Raw genomic sequence first — 21210 nt, 5'->3', positions numbered from 1 at the left:
ACATGGCTTATTTCATCGATCGCCGGCTAAACGGTAAAAACAAAAGCGCGGTTAACCGCCAGCGTTTTTTACGCCGCTATAAGTCGCAGATAAAACATTCGATCGCCGATGCCATTAACAAGCGTTCGGTAACCGATGTGGATAATGGGGAGTCGATCACGATTCCTAATTCGGATATCAGTGAGCCGATGTTCCATCAGGGCCGCGGTGGCGTACGCCACCGTGTTCACCCTGGCAACGACCACTTCGTGCAGAATGATAAAATCGAGCGACCGCAGGGAGGCGGTGGCGGCGGTTCCGGTCAGGGCGAAGCGAGTCAGGACGGCGAAGGCCAGGACGATTTCGTTTTTCAGATATCTAAAGACGAATATCTCGACCTGCTGTTCGAGGACCTGGCGCTTCCTAACCTGAAAAAAACCGAACATCGGCAGATGACGGAGTACAAAAACCACCGTGCGGGCTACACCTCCAACGGCGTGCCCGCCAACATCAGCGTCGTACGTTCGCTGCAAAACTCCCTCGCCCGCCGCATGGCGATGACGGCGGGAAAACGCCGCGAATTGAACGCGCTGGAGGAACATCTCGCGTTACTGGAGAACTCCGAGCCCGCCCAGCTGTTGGAAGAGGAACGGCTGCGCGCGGAGATCGCCGAACTGCGGCAGCGTATTGCGCGCGTGCCGTTTATTGACACGTTCGACCTGCGTTACAAGAACTTTGAACGCAGGCCGGAGCCTTCCAGCCAGGCGGTAATGTTCTGTCTGATGGATGTTTCCGGCTCGATGGATCAGGCGACCAAGGATATCGCCAAACGTTTCTACATCCTGCTATATCTGTTCCTCAGCCGGTCTTACAGAAACGTAGAAGTCGTCTATATCCGGCACCATACGCAAGCCAAAGAAGTCGACGAGGAGGAGTTTTTCTATTCGCAGGAAACCGGCGGTACGATTGTATCGAGCGCACTGAAGCTGATGGAGGAAGTGGTTAAGGAGCGCTACGATCCCGCGCTGTGGAATATTTATGCGGCGCAGGCGTCAGATGGCGATAACTGGGCGGATGACTCGCCGTTGTGCCACGATTTGCTGGCCAGTCATTTGCTGCCCTTTGTGCGCTATTACAGCTATATCGAGATAACGCGGCGCTCTCATCAAACGTTGTGGCGCGAATATGAGCGTCTGCAGGAGAAGTACGAGAACTTCGCCATGCAACACATTCGCGATCAGGACGATATTTATCCCGTGTTCCGCGAACTGTTTCACAAGCAAACCGTCAACAGTTGACCCTTCTTCAGCCAGCCGCTCCCGCGCTGGCTGATTTTAATCACGCCGACGCTTCCCCCCATCCGGTCTATCCCGGCCCACGCGCAGCTTTATCTTTCACGATATTATTGTTATGTTATCACATATCAATAATAAGCGATGCGAGATCGACCTGTGCTAAAAGTTACCCGCCTGCAATTAGCGATTCAGGGCCAGACCAAAGTTCGCGGCGTCAGTTTTTCCGTCGCCGCAGGCGAAAGTGTCGGCCTGCTGGGCGCCTCCGGTTCCGGCAAGTCGCTCACCGCCCGGGCGCTGCTCGGCGCGCTCCCCGCCGGCACCCAGGTTTGCGGCAGCATTCGACTCTGCGGTGAGGAAATAGCCCAAAGCCCGATACAGCGTCGTCCAGCCCAGAGTCGCCCTGCCGCTATCTTTCAAGACGCCTCGACGGCGCTCAATCCACTGGTAACCGTCGAAAAACAGCTGCGAATGGCCATGCATTCGCCCTACCTCTCGCCTCAGCCGCTTCGCGCCCTACTGCTTTCCGTTGGCTTTGACGATCCCGACGTCATGCTTTCACGCTACCCCGGTGAACTCTCTGGCGGTCAGCGTCAACGCATATGCCTCGCACTGGCCTTGCTCTGCCAACGTCCTCTGTTGATTGCCGATGAACCCACCACCGCGCTCGATGTCATTTCACAGGCACAGGTACTGAACACGCTACAGGCCTATAGCCGCGACAACTCAGATTCCGCGCTGCTGTTTATCACGCATGACATTGCCGTCGCCGCCGCACTATGTCATCGCCTGCTGGTGATGATGGACGGTCAGATCGTTGAACAAGGTGATACCCGTACGCTACTTGACCACCCGCGGCATGCCTACACGCGAGCATTGGTTAACGCCGCACGGCAACAGCACCCAATGGTGGCAATCCCATCGCCACCAGCACTGCAATGGGCGAGCTAATCCGATGAACACGCCGTTTCTTCAGGTGTCGCGGGCGGCTCACCAATACCCGCAGCCCGGTCGATGGCTTCAGCGTCCGCGCTTCTCTCAGGCGCTGAGCGATATCAATCTGCAATTCGACGAGGGGGAACGCGTGGGTTTGGTGGGGGCTTCCGGCTCAGGTAAATCCACGTTGCTGAAAGCGATGCTGGCGCTGGAGACGCTGACCGAGGGCGAAATTTACTGCGAGGGACGACTCGTTCGTCCCGGCCGCGCGTCAGCCCTGCGCTGGTATCGCCAGCGGGTGCAGTACATCCCGCAAGATCCGGCGGGATCGCTGGCGCCGCATCTTAGCGTATTCCAGTTGATAGCCGAGCCGCTACGACGGCTAGGCTATCGCGGAAAGATAGCCGATGCCGTGCAGGAGGCGTGTGAACAGGTGGCGTTGTCGCCGGAGTTACTGACCAGAAACGCGCAGGCACTCTCCGGCGGACAGGCCCAGCGTGTCGCCATTGCCCGCGCTATCGCGCTGAAACCCCGCTTTCTGCTGGCCGATGAACCGGTCAGCGGACTGGACCTCCCGCTCCGCCAACAGATCATCACATTACTGGCTCAGATTGCCCGCCAGCACCAGATGGGCCTGTTGATCGTCTCGCACGATATCTCCGCTGTTGCAGCGCTATGCGAGCGGGTGTTGGTGATGCATCAAGGCCGCATCGTAGAAGATCGTCCTCTCGCTCAGCTCTTGACGCACCCTGCTCACGCCCAGAGTGCCGCGCTGCTGGCCGCCGTTCCCGTGCTATCGACCGACCTGTCGCCCACGCGCGATGAAAACAAGAAGGATTGAGTATGAACCTCCTTTTACCTCTCCCACGTCCCGCCTCTACCATACTGATTGGCAGTTTGCTGCTGGGCGGTTGCTTCGATCGGGAAACGCCGACCGCAGACGGCGCCGCCTCGCCGCGCATTCGGGTGGCCATGCTGCTGCCGCCTCGCTCCGGTTTGTCGCCTTTCAGCGATGACGCCTTTAAGCTCTCCCGTTGGAGCACCGCTGAAGCGCTAATAAAACTTGATGCCAACGGAGACGCGCAGCCGGCGCTGGCGACACACTGGCGCCCGTTGGACGAAACGACCTGGCATCTGACGTTGCGTCCCGGCGTTAAATTTCATGATGATCGCACCATGGATGCGGCGTCGGTGGTCAATGCGCTAACGGCGGCGACGCGTGCCGTTCCCAAACCGCGTATTTTGGACGGCGTCGAACTGACGATCCGCGCCGATGGCGATCGCGCCGTCATCATCAAAACCGCTCGCCGCGATCCCCTGCTGCCTCAGCGCTTATCGAGTCCGCAGTTAGCTATTCTGTCGCCCGCCGCCTACGGGAAAAATGGCGTCGTCAATCCCATCAAAGCCGGAACTGGCCCGTTTGTGCTAACCCGCGTCAACGGCACCTCCAGCGCACATCTCGATCGCTTTGATCGCTATTGGGGAACGACCGCCGCTGCGCCTGGGATTGACGTTGATTTTGTACCGGACGGCGCGGCGCGCGCCGCCGCGTTGCGTACCAGGTCAGCGGATGTCGTCGAGGCGATCCCTGTCTCTCAGGCGCCGTTACTGGACCCGACCCGCGTGCATGAAGTCCCGATGCCGCGCACCAACACGCTATACCTGAATACCCGCCGGGGCGCGTTTAGCGATCCGGCGCTACGGGCCGCCGCACGCGACGCCATTAATCGCGCGGAGTTGGTTAACGGCGTATACGAACAGCGGGCGGATACGGCGGTCGGACTGCTGGGACCTGCGTTGCAGTGGGCGGCGCCGCTGCGTCAACCTATTACCTCGCCGACGCCCGCCGGGGCGCCGCATGGCGCGACCATTACGCTGGCGACCTTTAGCGACCGTACCGAACTGCCGGAAGTCGCCGTTTATCTGGCGCAACAACTGAGCGCGGCCGGTTTCACCGTTAAACAGGAGGTGCGCGAGTACGCCCAGATTGAGTCCGATGCGCTCGCTGGGAAATTTGATGCCTTCATTCTGTCCCGCGCGACGGTATTGGACTCCGGCGACCCGGTGGCCTACCTGTACAGCGACTTCGCCTGTCACGGTTCGTTCAACCTCTCGCAGCTCTGCCACCCCGACGTCGATCAGGCATTGCAGGAGGCCGCAGGCATACCTGCGGGCGAAGCCCGTCGTCAGGCCATCATGCGCGCCGAAAGGCGCATCCTCGCCACCGATGCCGCCATACCGCTCTTGCATGAGCGGGTCATTCAGGGAGAGTCCGACCGGGTGCGTCAAGTTATACGCGACCCGCGAGAGCGAGAGCTGATTACCAGCCAGACCACGGTCAATCAGGCGCCGTCGACGCCATGATCGAACCGATAGTATGTCGGACCTGCGCTCGCACTTCTGCTCGCGTTTTTCTTGCGAGACCCGCGATCGCACTGGTGTCTCGATTGGCGACGGCCGTGGCTATTGTGACGCTGATCGGGCTTTTGCCCTGGCTTTCCGGCGGCGATCCGGCGCTAAGCCTGCTGCGCGCGCGCTCCGGCGAGCAGGAAGCGACGGAAGAAGCGCTAACGGCAATCCGCCAGCATTACGGGCTTGATCAAGGCCCGTTGCAGCTATTGTGGCAATGGCTCATCGGCCTGCTGCATGGCGACGCTGGCGTCTCCTGGGTCTCCGGCAACCCGGTGCTGCCAGGCATGCTGGCAGCCGCCGGCGTCTCGTTGCTGCTGATGAGCTGCGCGCTATTCGTCGCCCTGCTAGTCACGATGCTTCTGTGCGCTCCCACCGTGATCAGGGGGCTACGCGGCGACAATCGGAGCGGCAGCGGGCTTATTGCCATCGCACTCACCGCCATGCCGGAGTTTTTATTGGCGGCCTTTCTGCTGCTCGCCGGGGCCGTGTGGCTGCACTGGTTTCCGCCCTACGGCTGGCGAGGCTGGGAGTACGCCGTGCTGCCCGCGCTGGCGTTGGGGTTGCCCGCCGGAGGTCTGCTTGGAAAGCTCTTCAGCGATACACTAAGCTCGACCTTTGCCGAGCCTTGGTTGATCACCTGGAGCGTCGCCGGATTCTCGCGCACCGCGTGTCTGCTGGCGGTGATGCGCCGTGCGCTTCCTGCGGTTCTGCCTCAGGTCGGGTTGGTATTGGTAGGATTGACCGGCGGCGCGGTTGCCGTCGAAAAGGTCTTCGCTATCCCCGGCTTGGGACGCGCTACGCTTGGCGCATCGGCCGCGCAGGATCTGCCTGCGTTACAGTGCGGCATGCTACTCCTGCTACTGATCGCCACGGCGGCGGGCGGCGGCATGGGGCTGCTGCGCCGGACGCTGCTGGGCCGCGCGATCGCTACAGCATCACTGCCGGTGCCGATAAACTCAGGCCCTATTCGTCCGGGCGCTTACGGGATCCCTGCGCTGGCGGGAGGCTTGCTTGCGCTGCTGTTGGTCGCCGGGCTGCCGCGCGATCCGCTCTCTTCAGACTTGATGCGCCTGCAAACACCTTCGCTCATGCTGCCTTTCGGCGCAGACGCCACCGGGCGCGACCTGTTGGCTCGCGTCGCCCACGGCGCGATCGTCACTTTGGCGACCGCGCTGGTCGTCACGTTGGGGAGTCTGGCGATCGGGTTATGCATCGGCCTATTTCCCCGGCTGTTTAACGGACCGATTGAAATGACGAACGCCCTGCCGCCGGTCATTTCGGGAATGGGGGTGGCCGCGCTGTACGGCCCCTCCATCACCGGCGCGGCGGTCGCCGTCATGCTGGTCAGTTGGGCGCCGCTGGCCGCGCATACCGCCGCGCTGGTGACCGAAATTCATGCGCGTCCCTATGTGCGCATCGCTCCCGTTTTGGGTATGGGTCGCCGTCAATGCCTGTTGCGTTACACCTTACCGGGCCTGTTGGGGCCGCTGGTGCGCCACGCCATGCTCCGCCTTCCCGGCATCGCGCTGGCATTGGCTTCACTGGGTTTTCTGGGGCTGGGGCAACAGCCGCCCGCGCCGGAGTGGGGCCGAATTCTGGCGGAAGGCATGCCGTATGTCGAACGCGCGCCCTGGAGCGTCCTTGCCCCGGTCGGCGCATTGATTCTGCTCTCCGTGCTCATGGTCTCGCTCAGCCATCTCTCCCGTCGTTGACGGTTCGTGAGCGTAGCTTCATTTTGCGTCCGGCCCGGTGGATACCCTGGCCGGGTCGTGAGACTCCACCAACCAGCATCGTCGTTTAACCGGCACCGGCACGCAACGACCCGCGTCGCCCCACATCCCGACAGATTTCCCCGATGACAGGAACCTCTTTGATATAGCTTTTATTTATTACGCGGGTGAAGCGGCGTCGTCGTAAGATGAATCACTCGCCAACCGGATAATACACATCCATGCCACTGATTTTTCAGATTGAACTACGATTAAACAGTGTCACGCGATAATGTGGTGACAAGTAATTGTGAGGGCGCGCAGATGGCTGTATCAATTGATGATCGGGTGAAAAGCCCACAATGTCTGAGCGATGGGCCAGACTGGACGTTTGATTTGCTTCAGGTCTATCTGGATGAAATCGACCGGATTGCCAAGTCATATCGGTTAGACACCTACCCCCACCAGATTGAAATTATCACTTCCGAGCAGATGATGGATGCTTACTCCAGCATCGGCATGCCCATCAACTATACCCACTGGTCGTTCGGCAAGAAGTTTATCGAGACCGAGCAACTGTATAAGCACGGGCAGCAGGGATTGGCTTATGAAATCGTCATCAATTCCAACCCGTGTATCGCCTATCTGATGGAAGAGAACACCATGACCATGCAGGCGCTGGTCATCGCGCACGCCTGCTACGGCCATAACTCCTTTTTCAAAGGCAACTACCTGTTCCGCAGCTGGACCGACGCCAGCTCCATCGTCGATTACCTGATTTTCGCCCGCCAGTACATCGCACGCTGTGAAGAGCGCTATGGCGTGGTCGAAGTGGAACGCCTGCTCGACTCATGTCACGCCTTGATGAATTACGGCGTGGACCGTTATAAGCGTCCGCAGAAAATTTCGCTCGAAGAGGAGCAGCTACGGCAGAAAAGTCGTGAAGCCTATCTGCAAAGTCAGGTGAACGACCTCTGGAAGACCCTGCCACGGCGCGAACTCGAATCCGCGCCGGAAAAAACGCCGCGTTATCCGGCAGAACCGCAGGAAAACCTGCTCTACTTCATGGAGAAGAACGCGCCGCTGCTGGAACCTTGGCAGCGTGAAGTGCTGCGCATCGTGCGGAAGGTCAGTCAGTACTTTTATCCGCAGAAGCAGACGCAGGTGATGAACGAAGGCTGGGCCACCTTCTGGCATTACACAATCCTTAATCATCTGTACGACGAGGGCAAAGTCTCCGATCGCTTTATGATGGAGTTTCTGCACAGCCACACCAACGTGGTTTATCAACCGCCCTACAACAGCCCTTATTACAGCGGCATCAACCCCTATGCGCTGGGCTTCGCCATGTTTCAGGATATCAAACGTATCTGTCAGGAACCCACGGAGGAAGACCGCCATTGGTTCCCGGACATCGCCGGTGCGGACTGGCTGGATACGCTGCATTTCGCGATGCAGAACTTCAAAGACGAAAGCTTCATCAGCCAGTTCCTGTCGCCGAAAGTGATGCGTGATTTCCGGTTGTTCACCGTGCTGGATGATGACAGCAATAACTATCTGGAGATTGCGGCGATCCATAATGAGGAAGGCTACAAGAAGATCCGTCAGGAGCTCTCCGCGCAGTACAATCTGAGCAATATTGAACCCAACATACAGATTTGGAATGTTGATCTGCGCGGCAGCCGCTCAATGACGCTACGCTATATCCCGCAAAACCGGGCCCCACTCGACAAGAGCAGTCATGAGGTCATGAAACACGTGTATCGACTGTGGGGATTTGAAGTATTTATGGAGCAGTTGAATGAAGATGGCAGCGTAGAATTGATCGACCGCTGCCCGCCTCGTAATCAGCCCTAGCCGTCCGACAGATAAAAAAATGGGTAACCGCTTTGACAGGGTTACCCGTTTTTTTATTCGCTCAGATCAGCGGCCGCCCCCGGCCAAATCGTGCGGAATGGCGTTCTGCATACCATGCCAGATGGCGCCGCTTTGTTTACCGTACTCGCGCACGGTTTCCGGCACCTGTTCGTAGCGACCTTCACGGCACAGGACACCGAGTTGGCGATAAAACTTAAGCGCCAGCTCGCGAGCGTCGAGATTGGAAAAATAGTAGCGAGCGACCCGAATATACAACCCTCTTAACCCGTTTAGAATCAGGCTATAAATCGGGTTGGACGAAACAAACGCCAGTCCCCGAAATATCGTGTAATCCAGTTCTGCAAAAGCATCCGGTGTATCGCTCACGGTATCGGCCTGCTGAAGAATTTCCAGCGCCTGTTCGGGATGCTGACGCACCGCGGTCCGAATGAAAATGCCCGCGATATTCGTTCGCGCAGACAGGAGGTTGTCGACGAGCTGCGGCACGCGATCATGGTCGAGACGTGCCAACGTTTCCAGGATGTTCAGACCGGAGGTTTCCCAGAAGTTATTTACCTTGGTCGGCTTTCCGTGCTGTATGGTCAGCCAACCGTCACGAGCCAGACGCTGCAACACTTCCCGCAGCGTGGTACGCGTTACGCCAATGAGCTCGGATAATTCCCTTTCTGCTGGCAGGAGGGTTCCAGGGGGGAAACGATTATTCCATATACTTTCAACAATATACTCTTCCGCGAATCCCGCCGGACTTTGCGCCTTTATAACCATAAGTTTATATTCCGTAGCGATGCTTACCTAAGAAAGTAAACATCATCATAACAAACCCCTTTACCATCACATAGTTTCCGGGAGTGACAAAACAATCCAGTAGCGAACCCCCGCACACCGGCTCAGACAGCGACACTGAGGCTCACATCACCGAGAAATTCTTATTAGGGGCTTATTTTATATTGTAAGAAGTTTTAAGGGGGAGAAAAATGCCGAGTTATGACGTGGAACACATCCTGGGCAGCTTTTCTTTTTTGGTGGGTCTTCAGGGTTGATTTATCGGGGTCATTCGTCATGCCTTGAAGGTAAAGGGCTACGATAACGCCGCCTTCGCCTGACAATTTACAGCCTGACACATATTTGTTGTGATCGCTGCCGATATAACCTGCCGCGCCAGTCCATCCACCCGCCTATATCGTGTATAGTAACTCTCAGGTGAAAACATCCGTTTCTTGCTGATATCACCTTTAAAAACAAAAGAGTATGCGCTGCACGGCGAAAAATTCCCGCCCTGAAGAAAAGATGATTTCTTCTCTCAGACAGTCGTTATTACTGAGAGCATCACTCTTTGTGAGGACAGCGAAATTGATAGCGCTGTTATAATTCGAACGTTTTGCATGGAATACTTTTATGCTGCTGATGTTGCGATATTTAAACCGTTGCTCACATGGCCGGGCGGCCTGGCTGCTTCTGGCGCTGACCAGCCTAATCTTCGAACTGATCGCGCTCTATTTTCAGCATGTGATGCTGTTGAAGCCCTGCGTTCTCTGCATTTATCAACGTAACGCGCTGTTTGGCGTCATGGCGGCCGGACTTGTCGGCGCTATTGCGCCAGGCAGCGTCGTGATTCGTTTACCGGCCATCGCACTGTGGCTTTACAGCGCTTTCGAAGGACTGCTGCTGGCGCTGAAACATACCGATATTCAGCTTCACCCTTCGCCTTTCGCCACCTGCGACTTTTTCGTCAACTTCCCTTCATGGCTGCCTTTGGACAAATGGGTCCCGGCCGTGTTCAGCGCCTCGGGTGACTGTGCCGAACGTCAGTGGCACTTTATGGGACTGGAAATGCCGCAGTGGATGATCGTGATCTTCGGCGCCTATCTGCTGGTTTGCGCGCTGGTGCTGATTGCTCAGCTGTTCAGACCCAAACGCCGCGACCTGTTCCACTAATCCCCTTTCGCTCTACCGCCCGGCTGCCTGTCAACGCTCAGCCGGGCCGTCTTCGTCCCAAACCACATTCCTCTTCCCCCCCGATTCGTCTTTCAACTGCCCTTCTCAGGTCTTAGACCGACCGCCGTTTCATCGGTTTTACCACTGGCAGCGATTGATGGCGTTTTTATCGCTTTCCTCTAACATCTTCCGCCAGCCTGACTATATTCAGGCTAATAAAACCATTATCTTTTTAGGCTCGAGTAGATGAAAAAAGCAAAAGCGTTCCTGTTTATGGCTGCAGCTTTGGCCGTGTCCCTGAAAGGCTACTGTGAATCTGGCAAGGTCACAGTCGCAGAAGAAGTCAGAATCCCCGCAATCAAACTTATCAACGTCGAAGGCGACAATTCCAGCTTTGTTAAAGGCAGTATTCCTGCGCTGGAAAAGATCCCGACACAAAAATTTTGGATCAGCAACTCGACCGAGGACTGGGAAAAAAATACCCATGCCGCCCCGAGAAAGCAGTACGTGATCACGCTGAAAGGCACGCTGAAATTTAAAGTCAGCAACGGCTCTACTTTCATCATCGCGCCGGGTACTGTCCTGTTGGCGGAAGATCTGAAAGGTCCTGGCCATAGCTGGGAAATCATTGACGGCAATGAGTGGGTCCGCGCCTACATTCCGATGGAAGGCGACAAAGACTACTTTACGTCCGACAAATAAAGTTTCTTAGTGATGAAAGCCCTGTTTTTCAGGGCTTTTTATTGCGACCTCGCGAGCGCTAAAACGATAGGCGCTGCGCGTTTTCCACCTCCCCCCAGTCTCTTCGCCGCCTGACGCTTCACCTTCACGCGGTCCACCGCACGCATTTATTACCGCTGACGGCTGTTCCTCTGCGCATTAATACCCCTTGAATTTATGCGCTATATTGAGGGTTACACTCCATCGCCATTCAATGGGACATACCAACCATGATTACTGCCGATCTCTATCTTTTAAAAGAAGTCACCGCGCTGCGAACCGTCATTGGATTCATGATTTCCATCATGAACGACGAGCAAAGAGAGAGCCTAAGAAAGCTTGCGGAAACACGGGTGGTGAAATCTGACTATGAGCATTTGTCCAAGCTGGACGATGAGGATGCCGCTGCGGTGGCGGAGGATATCAACGATATGATTGTTGAAACCATCAAACTGGGGACGGTCAAGAAAACCGACGAGGAGTAACAGCGCGCGGCCCATTTTGCCGCACTTAATGTCGTCATAGCCGAGGGGCAAGCCTAAACCGTGTTGATACGCGTGTCATTCAAGGCATGCCCCACAACATCAAAACACGAACCCGCACATCAGTTATGAATACTTCCATAGTTTGTGACGTCAACCACGGGGGTATTCCGTACCATGCCCAGGCATTCTGCCAACAGCGCCGACGGCGCCCCATAATCCGCAAGGTTGATTCAGGGATATTCGTGATCTGAGTACTGGTATACTCTGCGCTTTATCCTTATGTGCTCTATTCGGGGCGTCGGATCTGACCACCTGCAGGTATGCCCACATGTTTCACAGCACGAAACATTCCCCCTCCACCAACGTCTTCATTGGGAAATCAACATGGACTTAATTGATGCGTACTTACCTACCTATCATTTCAGCGAAAGACACGCATTGAACGTCTCTTCAACACCTGAACATGTGATGGCAGCGGTGCTTAACTACCGACCCGATAACGATTATTTATTCCGGAGTGCCATTACTCTGCGCGAACTGCCAATACGACTACTTGACCGGCTACAGGGCAAGGATTTTGCGTCACGAAAACCCTTCAATATGGAAAATTTCACGATTTTAGAACAAAGAAGCGATCAGGATATTGTGTTTGGATTGGCGGGGAAATTTTGGAGATCGGATTACGGTCAAACCCCACTCGTTGATGCAGACGATTTTTTCGCCTTCAGCGAGCCAGCCTCAGCCAAACTCGCCCTGAGCTTCTCCATTGAGCGATTAGGCAACAGGTCTACTCGGTTGAGAACAGAGACACGGATCCTCTGCCTGGATAAAAACGCACAGCGTAAATTTGCTCCTTACTGGTACCTTATCAGACCCGTAAGCGGATTGATCAGATTGAGGATGCTGAAGTCAATCGGTCAACACGCCCAACACAGCGCGAAAGTATGATCAATCGCTCGCGTTAATGCGCCCTAATGCGAACGCCGGCAGCATCGGACGCGCTCTCATGTTGGACGACGCATCGGCCAGAAATCTGCTCACAGTGCCCTAGCGTTTTAGGAGCAAAGAGGACTCGTCATTGCGCGGGTCAGCGCCACATCCTGCCCGCAAACCTGCCGGATATTGCCCCACAGGTGCCACATGCATGCCCCCCGCAGCAGCTGTCCCCATCGTTATCTTAAGGTTACCGCGCCCAATCCGGTTTGTTCAGAATATGGTCTTGCCAGTCGACGACGTCACGCTCGCGGACGGCGATATTGCGCACCGAGATACGTTCCTGATGCATTGCCTGTTTTGAACCGGCAATCAGGGGGTGCCAACTCGCGAGACCTTTGCCTTCATGGATCCGGCGGTAAGCACAGGTTTCTGGCAGCCATTCGAAGGACAACAGATTTTCCCTTGTCAGCTTGATGCAGTCCGGTTCGTACTCGAACCGACGGGCGTAGTTGCGGCATTGGCAACTTTTTATGTTCAGCTGATTACAGGCGACATTGGTGAAGTAAAGCTCTTCAGTATCCGCATCAATAAGCTTATTCAGGCAACAGCGGCCGCAGCCGTCGCAGAGGGCTTCCCACTCTTCATCAGACATTTCCGCCAGCGTTTTGTGTTGCCAAAAAGGTGATTGATTCATTGCAATAGTATCCAAGGTGACGGGAAACGGCCCGTCTAACATGTTTAACGAGGTAATAAGGAGAAGCCACCTGCCGCACAGGACAGATGGCCTGATGTTGATTAAATCACGCGGGTTTCCAGCTCTTTATCATTCAAGGTAATTTTCAGCGCATCGCCCGACTGCAGCGGCCCGACGCCCTGCGGTGTCCCGGTCAGAATAATATCCCCTGCCCGCAGGGTGAAGAAGCGGCTCATGTAGGCAATCAACGGTAAAATCGGCGTTATCATGTCGCGCGTATTTCCCTGCTGCCGCACTTCGCCGTTGATGCTCAGAGTCAGATCGGTATTCTGCGGGTCCCCGAATTCTGCAACAGGAATGAAACCGGATATCGGACAAGACCCATCGAAGCCCTTCGCCTTTTCCCACGGCTGACCGGCCTTCTTAAAGGAGGCCTGTAGTTCGCGCAGCGTCAGATCCAGCGCCACGCCATAGCCAGTGATGGCCCGAGCGACACGGTCTTCATTCGCGTGCTTTAGCGGTGTGCCGATCAGAACGGCCAGTTCGATTTCATGGTGTACCGCTCCCAAGTCGCCGGGAATCGCTAAGGGCTGACGTAGATCGCAGATCGCCGTTTCCGGTTTGATAAACAACACCGGCTCTGGAAAAGTGGCGCTGCCCATTTCCCGGACGTGTTCGGAATAGTTGCTGCCGACACACACTACTTTATTCGCAGGGAAGTCCAGTAACGCCCCCTGCCAGTCTCTGTGCTGATACATGCATCATCTCCTGACCTGTCTGTTGAGATATTGACCCTGGCACGCCCGCGGCGCCAGGCTCCCCATCATACCGATAGTGATGACAAAAAGATAAGCACACAAACGTGAGCGAAAATGTCGTCGGAGTCCGTCTTTATCCTTAAGGAAAAAAAGTCCCTCAGAGAAGCCCAATAAGGACGGATAAACAATTAAACCGGCAAATTACTGTATATAAAATCAGGGAATGAAATGCAGCCCGAATAAAAGTCAGTACAGAGATTAATTTGCGACCTGACTATTTTTCGTTACGAGCTGATTAATATCTCGTGGCGATAAGGTATTGTCCGAAAATAATAACCCTATTATTTTTCAACCGACCCATGATGTATATTTAGCAGGTTTTCCGGCGGCGGGGGCACCTGAAGATAAAATCCTTGTTCTTTAAGCGATTGCCGCACCTTGTCGATATCAGCCGAAGCCAGTTTTTTCCGTCCATCCAACGGTAAAAGCATCACGAAAGTCGGCGCGCCGAAACTTTTCATCAGCGTTTCAGGAATGCGCGAAAAATCGTCTTTTTTTTCGACATAGAGATATGTCTGATCCCGTTTGTTACTTCTATAGATCGCACAAAACATATTTTTACTCTAAATTAAATGGGTATCGTGTATTGCCTGTATATACAGGTGACTATAACATGCTTATAGCGCTCTGGAATATCATAGTTAAATGTTACTCTGGGGGTTTAAAGATGCCGAAACTGAGTCAGGATAGATGTCACAATCGCCAATTGAGTTAAAAGGCAGCAGCTTTACCTTATCGGTGGTTCATTTGCATGAATCTCAACCCGAGGTAATTTATCAAGCCCTGCAGGAAAAAATCGAACAGGCTCCCGCGTTTCTTAAAAACGCGCCCGTTGTCATCAATGTCTCAACACTGACCGCCGACACCGATTGGGTGACGCTACAGCAAGCCGTTGCCGCTTCTGGTCTGCGCGTGGTCGGCGTGAGCGGCTGCAAGGACGAGCAGCTCAAACAAGCTATCGTCCGCGCGGGTCTCCCACTGTTGAACGAAGGTAAAGAGCGCCGGGCCACTGAACCCGCCGCCCCGCCTCCGGAGCCGGTGAAAACCAAGGTGATCAGCGCGCCCGTTCGTTCCGGGCAACAGATTTATGCGCGTAACTGCGATCTCATCGTCACCAGCAGCGTGAGTGCGGGCGCCGAAATTATCGCAGACGGCAATATACACATTTACGGCATGATGCGGGGCCGAGCCCTGGCAGGTGTTTCTGGCGATGTTGACAGTCAGATCTTCTGCACCCATCTGGCCGCAGAGTTGGTATCCATCGCGGGCCGATACTGGCTCAGTGACCAGATACCGCAAGATTTTTTTGGGCAGGCTGCACGGGTAAATCTCAACCTGCTGGACAATGTTCTGAACATACAAACTCTAGACTAAGCCCTTATCAAGGAATCATTTATGGCACGCATCATCGTTGTTACATCGGGTAAAGGGGGCGTTGGCAAGACTACTTCAAGCGCGGCCATTGCTACCGGTTTAGCCCAAAAAGGCAAAAAGACAGTTGTCATCGACTTTGATATCGGCCTGCGCAACCTTGACCTGATCATGGGATGCGAGCGCCGCGTTGTTTACGATTTCGTCAATGTCATTCAAGGTGATGCGACGCTGAATCAGGCGCTGATTAAAGATAAGCGCACTGAAAATCTGTACATCCTCCCCGCCTCTCAGACCCGTGACAAAGACGCGCTGACACGTGAAGGCGTCGAAAAAGTGCTGGACGGCCTGAATGAAATGAATTTCGACTTCGTGGTCTGCGATTCGCCGGCGGGGATCGAAACCGGCGCGCTGATGGCACTCTACTTTGCGGACGAAGCGGTGATTACCACCAACCCGGAAGTCTCATCCGTACGTGACTCCGACCGAATTCTTGGCATTTTGTCATCCAAATCACGCCGCGCCGAACGCGGCGAAGAACCGATCAAAGAGCATCTGTTGTTGACCCGTTACAATCCAGGCCGCGTCAGCCGTGGCGATATGCTGAGCATGGAGGACGTACTGGAAATTCTGCGGATTCCGCTGCTGGGCGTCATTCCCGAAGATCAGTCGGTATTGCGCGCATCNAACCAGGGCGAGCCGGTAATCCTGGATGATTCGGCCGATGCTGGTAAAGCCTATGCCGACACAGTAGATCGCTTACTGGGTGAAGAACGCCCTTACCGCTTTATCGAGGAAGAGAAGAAGAGCTTCCTCAAACGACTTTTTGGGGGGTAAACCATGGCCTTACTCGATTTCTTTCTGTCCCGCAAAAAAGCGACAGCCAATATCGCCAAGGAACGGCTGCAAATTATTGTCGCGGAGCGGCGCCGTGGGGACAGCGAACCCCATTATCTGCCACAGTTGAAACGAGACATTCTGGAAGTGATCTGCAAATACGTGCAGATTGACCCGCAAATGGTGTCCGTCCAACTGGAACAAAAAGGCGACGATATTTCCGTTCTGGAACTTAACGTCACCTTGCCGGAAGCGGAAGAAACGCCGAAGTAACCATCGCGCCGCGGCCGCGTCCGATACGTGCTAAGCATATTCGGGGCGGTTCGCGGCGATTCGCCTTTCTCGTCTTTGTTCCCCGCATTCTCAGCACGCCCCCTGCCAAGAGATCAAGCGAGTAATGCCCTTTCCTGCGGTGTCAGGACATTGCAAACGCCAGTCAACGCCAACGCCTGCAACGCCTTTAGTCTTAATCGCGGTTCAAAATAGCCCGCAGCGCATCGCCGAACAGCGTATTGCGCCAGCCGCTGACCAGTTCGGGCGTATTCCCCCCGATGGACAGTTTCCAGTACCAGTTGAGCAGACGATTAATCTGACGGCGGGAAGCCAGCAGTTCTGCGGATAATCCGCTGCTGGCGCTGGTCGCCTGTATCAACGCTTTGATCTCTTTGAATACCGCCTTGTAACCGGGGTAATCCAGCAGATTCGCCACCGGCGGCGGGAAGTCGGCCTCATTCAATGCAGCCGTTTCCGCGACGAGTGCAAGCAACGTTTTGCCGTGATAGCGAATTTCCGGTCCGCTCAGCCCCAGCGAATCCAACTCGCCCAGCGACGTCGGCAGATGACGTGCCACCTGCCACAGATGCTCCTCGCGCACGACAAAGTTGACCGCGCTGTCGCGTTCGCGCGCTTTGCGCAGACGCCAGTCGGCCAGACGCTGCAGACAGGCCAGCTGTCGGCCTCGCAGCTGCCAGGCGTTGCTTATCTCGCGGTAAGCCAGTTCCGGCGCCAGAATGTCCTGACGTCGGCGGCACAGTAGCAGGCACTCATCCATCGCCGCCTCCATCCAGCCGCTTGCCTCCGTCTGCTCCACCAGCGTTTTGGCCATCGGCAGCAGATAGAACACATCGGCCGCCGCGTAGTCGCACTGTTTCTGGCTCAACGGACGCGCCATCCAGTCCGTGCGGGATTCGCTTTTATCAAGCGTCACCTGCTGATAATCCGCCACCAGCGCAGCAAACCCGTAGGACAACGGCTTACCTAAAAACGCAGCCAGAATCTGCGTGTCGATAAACGGCGTCGGCACACAGCCAAACGCGTTCAGGAACACTTCCAGATCTTCGCTGCCCGCATGCAGAAATTTGGTGACATTGGCGTCGCCGAGCAACGCTTTAAACGGCGTCCAGTCTTCGATCGGGAGGGGGTCGATCAGCGACAGCGTTTCGCCGTCGTACAGTTGAATCAGTCCCAACTGCGGATAATAAGTGCGTGTACGGACAAATTCGGTGTCCAGCGCCACCTGCGTTGTAGCGCGCGCCTGCGCGCAAACCTGTGATAACCCGGCATCGGTAGTGATCAACTGATAATTCAAAACATCATTCTCTTGGTTATGTCCAACAATGGTCATGGCGATAAAAGGCGCGTCGGAGAAGGCCGGCGCGCCTGACATGAGAGCGTAAAATCGCAAATCGTACGAAGACAAAACATCGGCAACCCCAATGACTCAAGGTTGCCGCGCAGTGCATTCATATTCAGGTTAATTCGGGGCGTCCATCGCGGATGACTGAATGCACACGTGACGGGGTAAACCATAACCTGCTAACGACCCGTAAACAATCTGATATAACAATAGCCTAGGACGGTTTGGTTTGATCCCGAAGTTCACGCCGCAAAATTTTGCCGACGTTAGATTTCGGCAATTCATCGCGAAATTCGAACTGACGAGGCACCTTATAACCCGTCAAATAGCGACGGCAGTGGGCAATCAGCGCTTCCGTTTCCAGCACGCTGCCGGGACGACGGACGACAAACACCTTCACCGCTTCGCCCGATATCTCGCTCGGCACACCAACCGCAGCCGCTTCCACCACGTCAGGATGACGGACGATGACATCTTCAATCTCATTCGGATAGACGTTAAACCCCGAAACCAGAATCATGTCTTTTTTACGGTCGACGATGCGTAAAAACCCCTGCTCGTCCGACGTGACAATGTCACCTGTAGCCAGCCATCCGTCTTTAAGCACCGCCGCCGTTTCCTCCGGCTGATTCCAGTAGCCCTTCATGACCTGAGGCCCACGAACCCATAGCTCTCCCGCATCACCCAGCGCCACATCATTCGCGTTTTCATCGACGATGCGAACCTCCGTTGAAGGAATAGGCAACCCGACGCTGCCGGTGTACTGCTGCATGTCGTAGGGATTGCCGGTGACCAGCGGCGAGCTTTCCGTCAGTCCGTATCCTTCCAGCAAATGGTTGCCGGTCAGCGCCTCCCAGCGTTCAGCCACCGCCTGCTGTACCGACGCGCCGCCGCCCACGGAGAGGTGCAGCGTCGAAAAGTTCAGCCGATGAAATTCGTCGTTGTTCAAGAGTGCATTGAACAGCGTATTGACGCCGCTGATAACGGTAAACGGATGACGGGCTAACTCTTTGACCATCCCTGGAATATCTCTCGGGTTGGTAATGAGCAAGTTCTGACCGCCCATTTCGATGAACAACAGGCAGTTCACGAGGAGCGCAAAAATGTGATACAGCGGCAATGCCGTCACCACCAAATCGTTGCCTTCGTGCAGCAACGAACCATAGGCGGCGCGGATTTGAGTCAAATTAGCCAGCAGGTTGCGATGCGTCAGCATAGCGCCCTTGGACACGCCGCTGGTTCCGCCGGTGTATTGCAGGAAGGCCAAATCGCCGCGATCCAGTTCAGGACGGACATAGGGCATCTGTTTGCCCTGTTGCAGCACGCTGCGAAAGGAGATGGCGTCGGGAAGATGATATTTCGGCACCAGCCGCTTGATGTATTTGACGACGAAATTGACCAGCGTGCCTTTGGCGGCCGAAAGCTGATCCCCCATACGGGTCAGGATCACGTGCTTCACCGGGGTGTTGAACACCACTTTTTCCAGCGTATGGGCAAAGTTGGACACTATCACCATCGCGCTGGCGCCGCTGTCGTTTAACTGGTGCTCCAGCTCACGCGGGGTGTATAGCGGATTAATGTTCACCACGACCATACCTGCTCTGAGGATGCCGAATAGCGCAATCGGATATTGCAGCAGGTTAGGCATCATCAGCGCGACGCGGTCGCCCTTCTTCAATTTGAGCTGGTGCTGTAAATAGGCGGCAAATGCCCGGCTGCGCTGTTCCAACTGACGAAAGGTCATCGTCTCGCCCATATTGATAAACGCTGGACGATCGGCATTTCGCGCCATCGAATTTTCGAATAGTTCCATCAATGACGAATAGCGATCCGGATCGATCTCTGCGGGAACATCGGTCGGATAGCGCGCTAACCAAATTTTTTCCAAGACTTCACTCCATAGGTCTTCTCAGGCGGCGAACGGGACGGTGTTCGAGATGTCACATCACTCCCACAAGCGACGTACTCGTCCTTCGGTAAATAGGTAATCGCCTATGCCATCATTCACAAAAAATAAGGCGACCGCAGTCACCCTAGTTCATCAGTGCGCCGGAACTCGCCAACCGGTTAGCCCCCTCCACACGCGAAACGCACCTTACATCGTCATGCGGAAGGACAACTGGTTGCAGCACGGCTATTCCGTCACGATCGTTTCCAGTCTGGCCGGTCCCGACCCGTCGTCCCATCCCCAGCGCGGTCCCCAACCGGGACGGCCGCGATATCCCCACCAGGGATCGTACATCCCCGCGGACGGCGCCAGTTGCTGCACGACACGCCAGCGTTTATATCGGTCGGCCTGCACCACGACAAAATGGTAAGGACGATTGCCTATCTTGCCCTGTTCGGAACCGGTAATAGGCCCTACGACGGTGACCAGTTGCTGGTTAAAATCCGTCGGCTCGAGGAAACCGTTGACGTAAGCGACGAAACGACCTTCCGATGGCACCCCTAAAATTGGTCGGGCGCCGGCATCCAACGGCATGCTGCTAATTTCGAGGCGGGTGCGATTCGCCTCGTTGCTCACCGCCACCACCCGTCCGCCCAGGCGTGACTCCTGACCCACGTAAACCGCGGGCGCGCTCATCACCCGGACTAAATCCATCTGCGGCGTTTCCGATGTCCCACGCAAAGACTCGGGGACGGTGACGCACGCGGTCAACGCGCCCAGCGAAAGCAGCAGCAGCCCATAGCGGCCCGACCTGCAGACAACGCGCTTCACTCGACGACTCCACTGCCGTTCACTCGACATAGCATGTACCTTATTTAATAGCCTGATGATTTGACTATAAGTCATGCAATAAGTTGCGGTTATTGGTTATTCACGGCCCGGCAATTTTTTCCAGGCGACTTCATTGCGCAGATAGCGCGGCTGGGCCTGCTCAACGCGTAATGTCGCGCCCGATTGCCAGTGCTGTAAGGCCAGCGGCAACATATCTTCCGCCTGCGGCAACAGATATAGGCTATCTTGCAGCGCCGCATCGGCGGGACGGGTCAATTCGGGGTATGTCTGCCAGCCGGTGCCAGCCGTCGCCCACTCACCGTTGAGCGCCGCCGTCTGCGTCTGCACCTGCGCGGGCGCAAGCACGGCTTCCGTATCCTCACCGCGCCAGATGCCCTGCTCATCGCGGCGATACTGCGCCCAGTAGACTTCGCTCATGCGGGCATCTATCGCCGTGAGGACCTGGTTGGCGCCGGTCAGTCGAAAGGCGCCTTGCGCCAGCGTAGCCAGCGTAGACACGCCGATCATCGGCAGGTCCGCCCCTAGCGCCAGCCCCTGCGCGATGCCGATGCCGATACGCACGCCGGTAAAACTGCCGGGGCCAAGACCAAACGCTAGGGCATCCATATCGCTCAGCGTCAGGCCCTGTTCGCTCAGGATCTGCTGAACCATCGGCAAAATACGCTGGGTATGTTCGCGGGGACAAACTTCAAACAATGCGTGGACTTCACCTTCATTCCACAAGGCAACGGAACAGGCTTCCGTTGCGGTATCAAGCGCTAAAATTCGCGTAGACATGCCAACCTCAGGCGGGAAATAAACGTATAACGGCGCGCATGATAGCACAGAGTCG

21 protein-coding genes are annotated in these 21210 nt (G+C 55.8%); 13 read left to right on the top strand and 8 right to left on the bottom strand.

Going from position 1 to position 21210, the window contains the following annotated elements; translation table 11 throughout:
* The first annotated feature begins 2 nt into the window (after positions 1 to 2).
* From SB13_RS05545 to SB13_RS05520, 6 genes are all read left to right on the top strand, one after another.
* Entirely contained in the window at positions 3 to 1277 is a 1275-nt protein-coding gene (locus tag SB13_RS05545; RefSeq protein WP_026739398.1) for a YeaH/YhbH family protein, read from the top strand.
* A gap of 153 nt (positions 1278 to 1430) precedes the next feature.
* Complete coding sequence (locus tag SB13_RS05540; protein WP_152545801.1) at positions 1431 to 2222, top strand: ATP-binding cassette domain-containing protein; 792 nt, start codon at positions 1431 to 1433, stop codon at positions 2220 to 2222.
* A gap of 4 nt (positions 2223 to 2226) precedes the next feature.
* On the top strand, positions 2227 to 3048 hold the full coding sequence (locus SB13_RS05535) for an ABC transporter ATP-binding protein (protein ID WP_026739397.1): 822 nt from the start codon (positions 2227 to 2229) through the stop codon (positions 3046 to 3048).
* Positions 3049 to 3050: 2 nt separating this feature from the next.
* Positions 3051 to 4571, top strand: a complete 1521-nt coding sequence (locus SB13_RS05530) for an ABC transporter substrate-binding protein (protein ID WP_026739396.1) — start codon at positions 3051 to 3053, stop codon at positions 4569 to 4571.
* Positions 4568 to 6331, top strand: a complete 1764-nt coding sequence (locus tag SB13_RS05525; RefSeq protein WP_026739395.1) for an ABC transporter permease subunit — start codon at positions 4568 to 4570, stop codon at positions 6329 to 6331. The genes SB13_RS05530 and SB13_RS05525 overlap by 4 nt, the downstream gene beginning before the upstream one ends.
* A 321-nt stretch (positions 6332 to 6652) precedes the next feature.
* Entirely contained in the window at positions 6653 to 8185 is a 1533-nt protein-coding gene (locus tag SB13_RS05520) for a SpoVR family protein (protein ID WP_026739394.1), read from the top strand.
* 66 nt (positions 8186 to 8251) lie between these two features.
* Here SB13_RS05520 and fadR read toward each other — a convergent pair whose 3' ends face one another.
* The gene (gene fadR, locus SB13_RS05515; RefSeq protein ID WP_026739393.1) at positions 8252 to 8971 is read right to left on the bottom strand and encodes a fatty acid metabolism transcriptional regulator FadR; all 720 of its coding nucleotides are present in this window, start codon (positions 8969 to 8971) and stop codon (positions 8252 to 8254) included.
* A 639-nt stretch (positions 8972 to 9610) separates the two neighbouring features.
* Between fadR and dsbB the strand changes: the two genes are divergently transcribed.
* From dsbB to SB13_RS05495, 4 genes are all read left to right on the top strand, one after another.
* The gene (dsbB, locus tag SB13_RS05510; RefSeq protein ID WP_026739392.1) at positions 9611 to 10141 is read left to right on the top strand and encodes a disulfide bond formation protein DsbB; all 531 of its coding nucleotides are present in this window, start codon (positions 9611 to 9613) and stop codon (positions 10139 to 10141) included.
* 246 nt (positions 10142 to 10387) lie between these two features.
* Positions 10388 to 10843: a cupin domain-containing protein gene (locus tag SB13_RS05505; RefSeq protein WP_026739391.1), complete on the top strand. Its 456-nt coding sequence runs from the start codon at positions 10388 to 10390 to the stop codon at positions 10841 to 10843.
* Positions 10844 to 11091: 248 nt separating this feature from the next.
* Positions 11092 to 11346: a hypothetical protein gene (locus tag SB13_RS05500; RefSeq protein WP_026739390.1), complete on the top strand. Its 255-nt coding sequence runs from the start codon at positions 11092 to 11094 to the stop codon at positions 11344 to 11346.
* 384 nt (positions 11347 to 11730) lie between these two features.
* On the top strand, positions 11731 to 12294 hold the full coding sequence (locus tag SB13_RS05495; RefSeq protein ID WP_026739389.1) for a hypothetical protein: 564 nt from the start codon (positions 11731 to 11733) through the stop codon (positions 12292 to 12294).
* Positions 12295 to 12529: 235 nt separating this feature from the next.
* Here the strand turns inward: SB13_RS05495 and SB13_RS05490 are convergent, their stop codons facing one another.
* The 3 genes from SB13_RS05490 to SB13_RS05480 form a co-directional block, all read right to left on the bottom strand.
* The gene (locus tag SB13_RS05490) at positions 12530 to 12976 is read right to left on the bottom strand and encodes a YcgN family cysteine cluster protein (RefSeq protein ID WP_026739388.1); all 447 of its coding nucleotides are present in this window, start codon (positions 12974 to 12976) and stop codon (positions 12530 to 12532) included.
* A gap of 101 nt (positions 12977 to 13077) precedes the next feature.
* The gene (locus SB13_RS05485) at positions 13078 to 13734 is read right to left on the bottom strand and encodes a fumarylacetoacetate hydrolase family protein (RefSeq protein ID WP_026739387.1); all 657 of its coding nucleotides are present in this window, start codon (positions 13732 to 13734) and stop codon (positions 13078 to 13080) included.
* A 341-nt stretch (positions 13735 to 14075) separates the two neighbouring features.
* Complete coding sequence (locus SB13_RS05480; RefSeq protein ID WP_026739386.1) at positions 14076 to 14348, bottom strand: YcgL domain-containing protein; 273 nt, start codon at positions 14346 to 14348, stop codon at positions 14076 to 14078.
* A gap of 136 nt (positions 14349 to 14484) precedes the next feature.
* Between SB13_RS05480 and minC the strand changes: the two genes are divergently transcribed.
* The 3 genes from minC to minE all read left to right on the top strand — a co-directional run bounded on the left by minC (position 14485) and on the right by minE (position 16275).
* A complete protein-coding gene (gene minC / locus SB13_RS05475; RefSeq protein ID WP_026739385.1) occupies positions 14485 to 15168 on the top strand; it encodes a septum site-determining protein MinC in 684 nt (227 codons plus the stop codon).
* A gap of 21 nt (positions 15169 to 15189) precedes the next feature.
* Entirely contained in the window at positions 15190 to 16002 is an 813-nt protein-coding gene (gene minD / locus SB13_RS05470; protein WP_026739384.1) for a septum site-determining protein MinD, read from the top strand.
* 3 nt (positions 16003 to 16005) lie between these two features.
* Positions 16006 to 16275, top strand: a complete 270-nt coding sequence (gene minE / locus SB13_RS05465) for a cell division topological specificity factor MinE (RefSeq protein WP_026739383.1) — start codon at positions 16006 to 16008, stop codon at positions 16273 to 16275.
* 193 nt (positions 16276 to 16468) lie between these two features.
* Here the strand turns inward: minE and rnd are convergent, their stop codons facing one another.
* The 4 genes from rnd to tsaB all read right to left on the bottom strand — a co-directional run bounded on the left by rnd (position 16469) and on the right by tsaB (position 21155).
* Positions 16469 to 17590: a ribonuclease D gene (gene rnd, locus SB13_RS05460; protein WP_026739382.1), complete on the bottom strand. Its 1122-nt coding sequence runs from the start codon at positions 17588 to 17590 to the stop codon at positions 16469 to 16471.
* 262 nt (positions 17591 to 17852) lie between these two features.
* Positions 17853 to 19526 (bottom strand): long-chain-fatty-acid--CoA ligase FadD, encoded by a 1674-nt coding sequence (fadD, locus tag SB13_RS05455; protein WP_026739381.1) that lies wholly within the window; start codon positions 19524 to 19526, stop codon positions 17853 to 17855.
* Positions 19527 to 19772: 246 nt separating this feature from the next.
* Positions 19773 to 20387, bottom strand: coding sequence for a Slp family lipoprotein (locus tag SB13_RS05450; RefSeq protein ID WP_051616426.1), 615 nt, complete (start codon positions 20385 to 20387; stop codon positions 19773 to 19775).
* A gap of 66 nt (positions 20388 to 20453) precedes the next feature.
* Positions 20454 to 21155, bottom strand: a complete 702-nt coding sequence (gene tsaB, locus SB13_RS05445) for a tRNA (adenosine(37)-N6)-threonylcarbamoyltransferase complex dimerization subunit type 1 TsaB (RefSeq protein ID WP_026739379.1) — start codon at positions 21153 to 21155, stop codon at positions 20454 to 20456.
* Positions 21156 to 21210: the final 55 nt, after the last annotated feature.

The sequence above is a fragment of the Lonsdalea quercina subsp. quercina genome (assembly GCF_000688695.1).
Lineage (GTDB): Bacteria > Pseudomonadota > Gammaproteobacteria > Enterobacterales > Enterobacteriaceae > Lonsdalea > Lonsdalea quercina_D.
The sequence above is the reverse complement of the archived record's forward strand: the minus strand, read 5'-3'. Positions and strand labels throughout refer to the sequence as shown.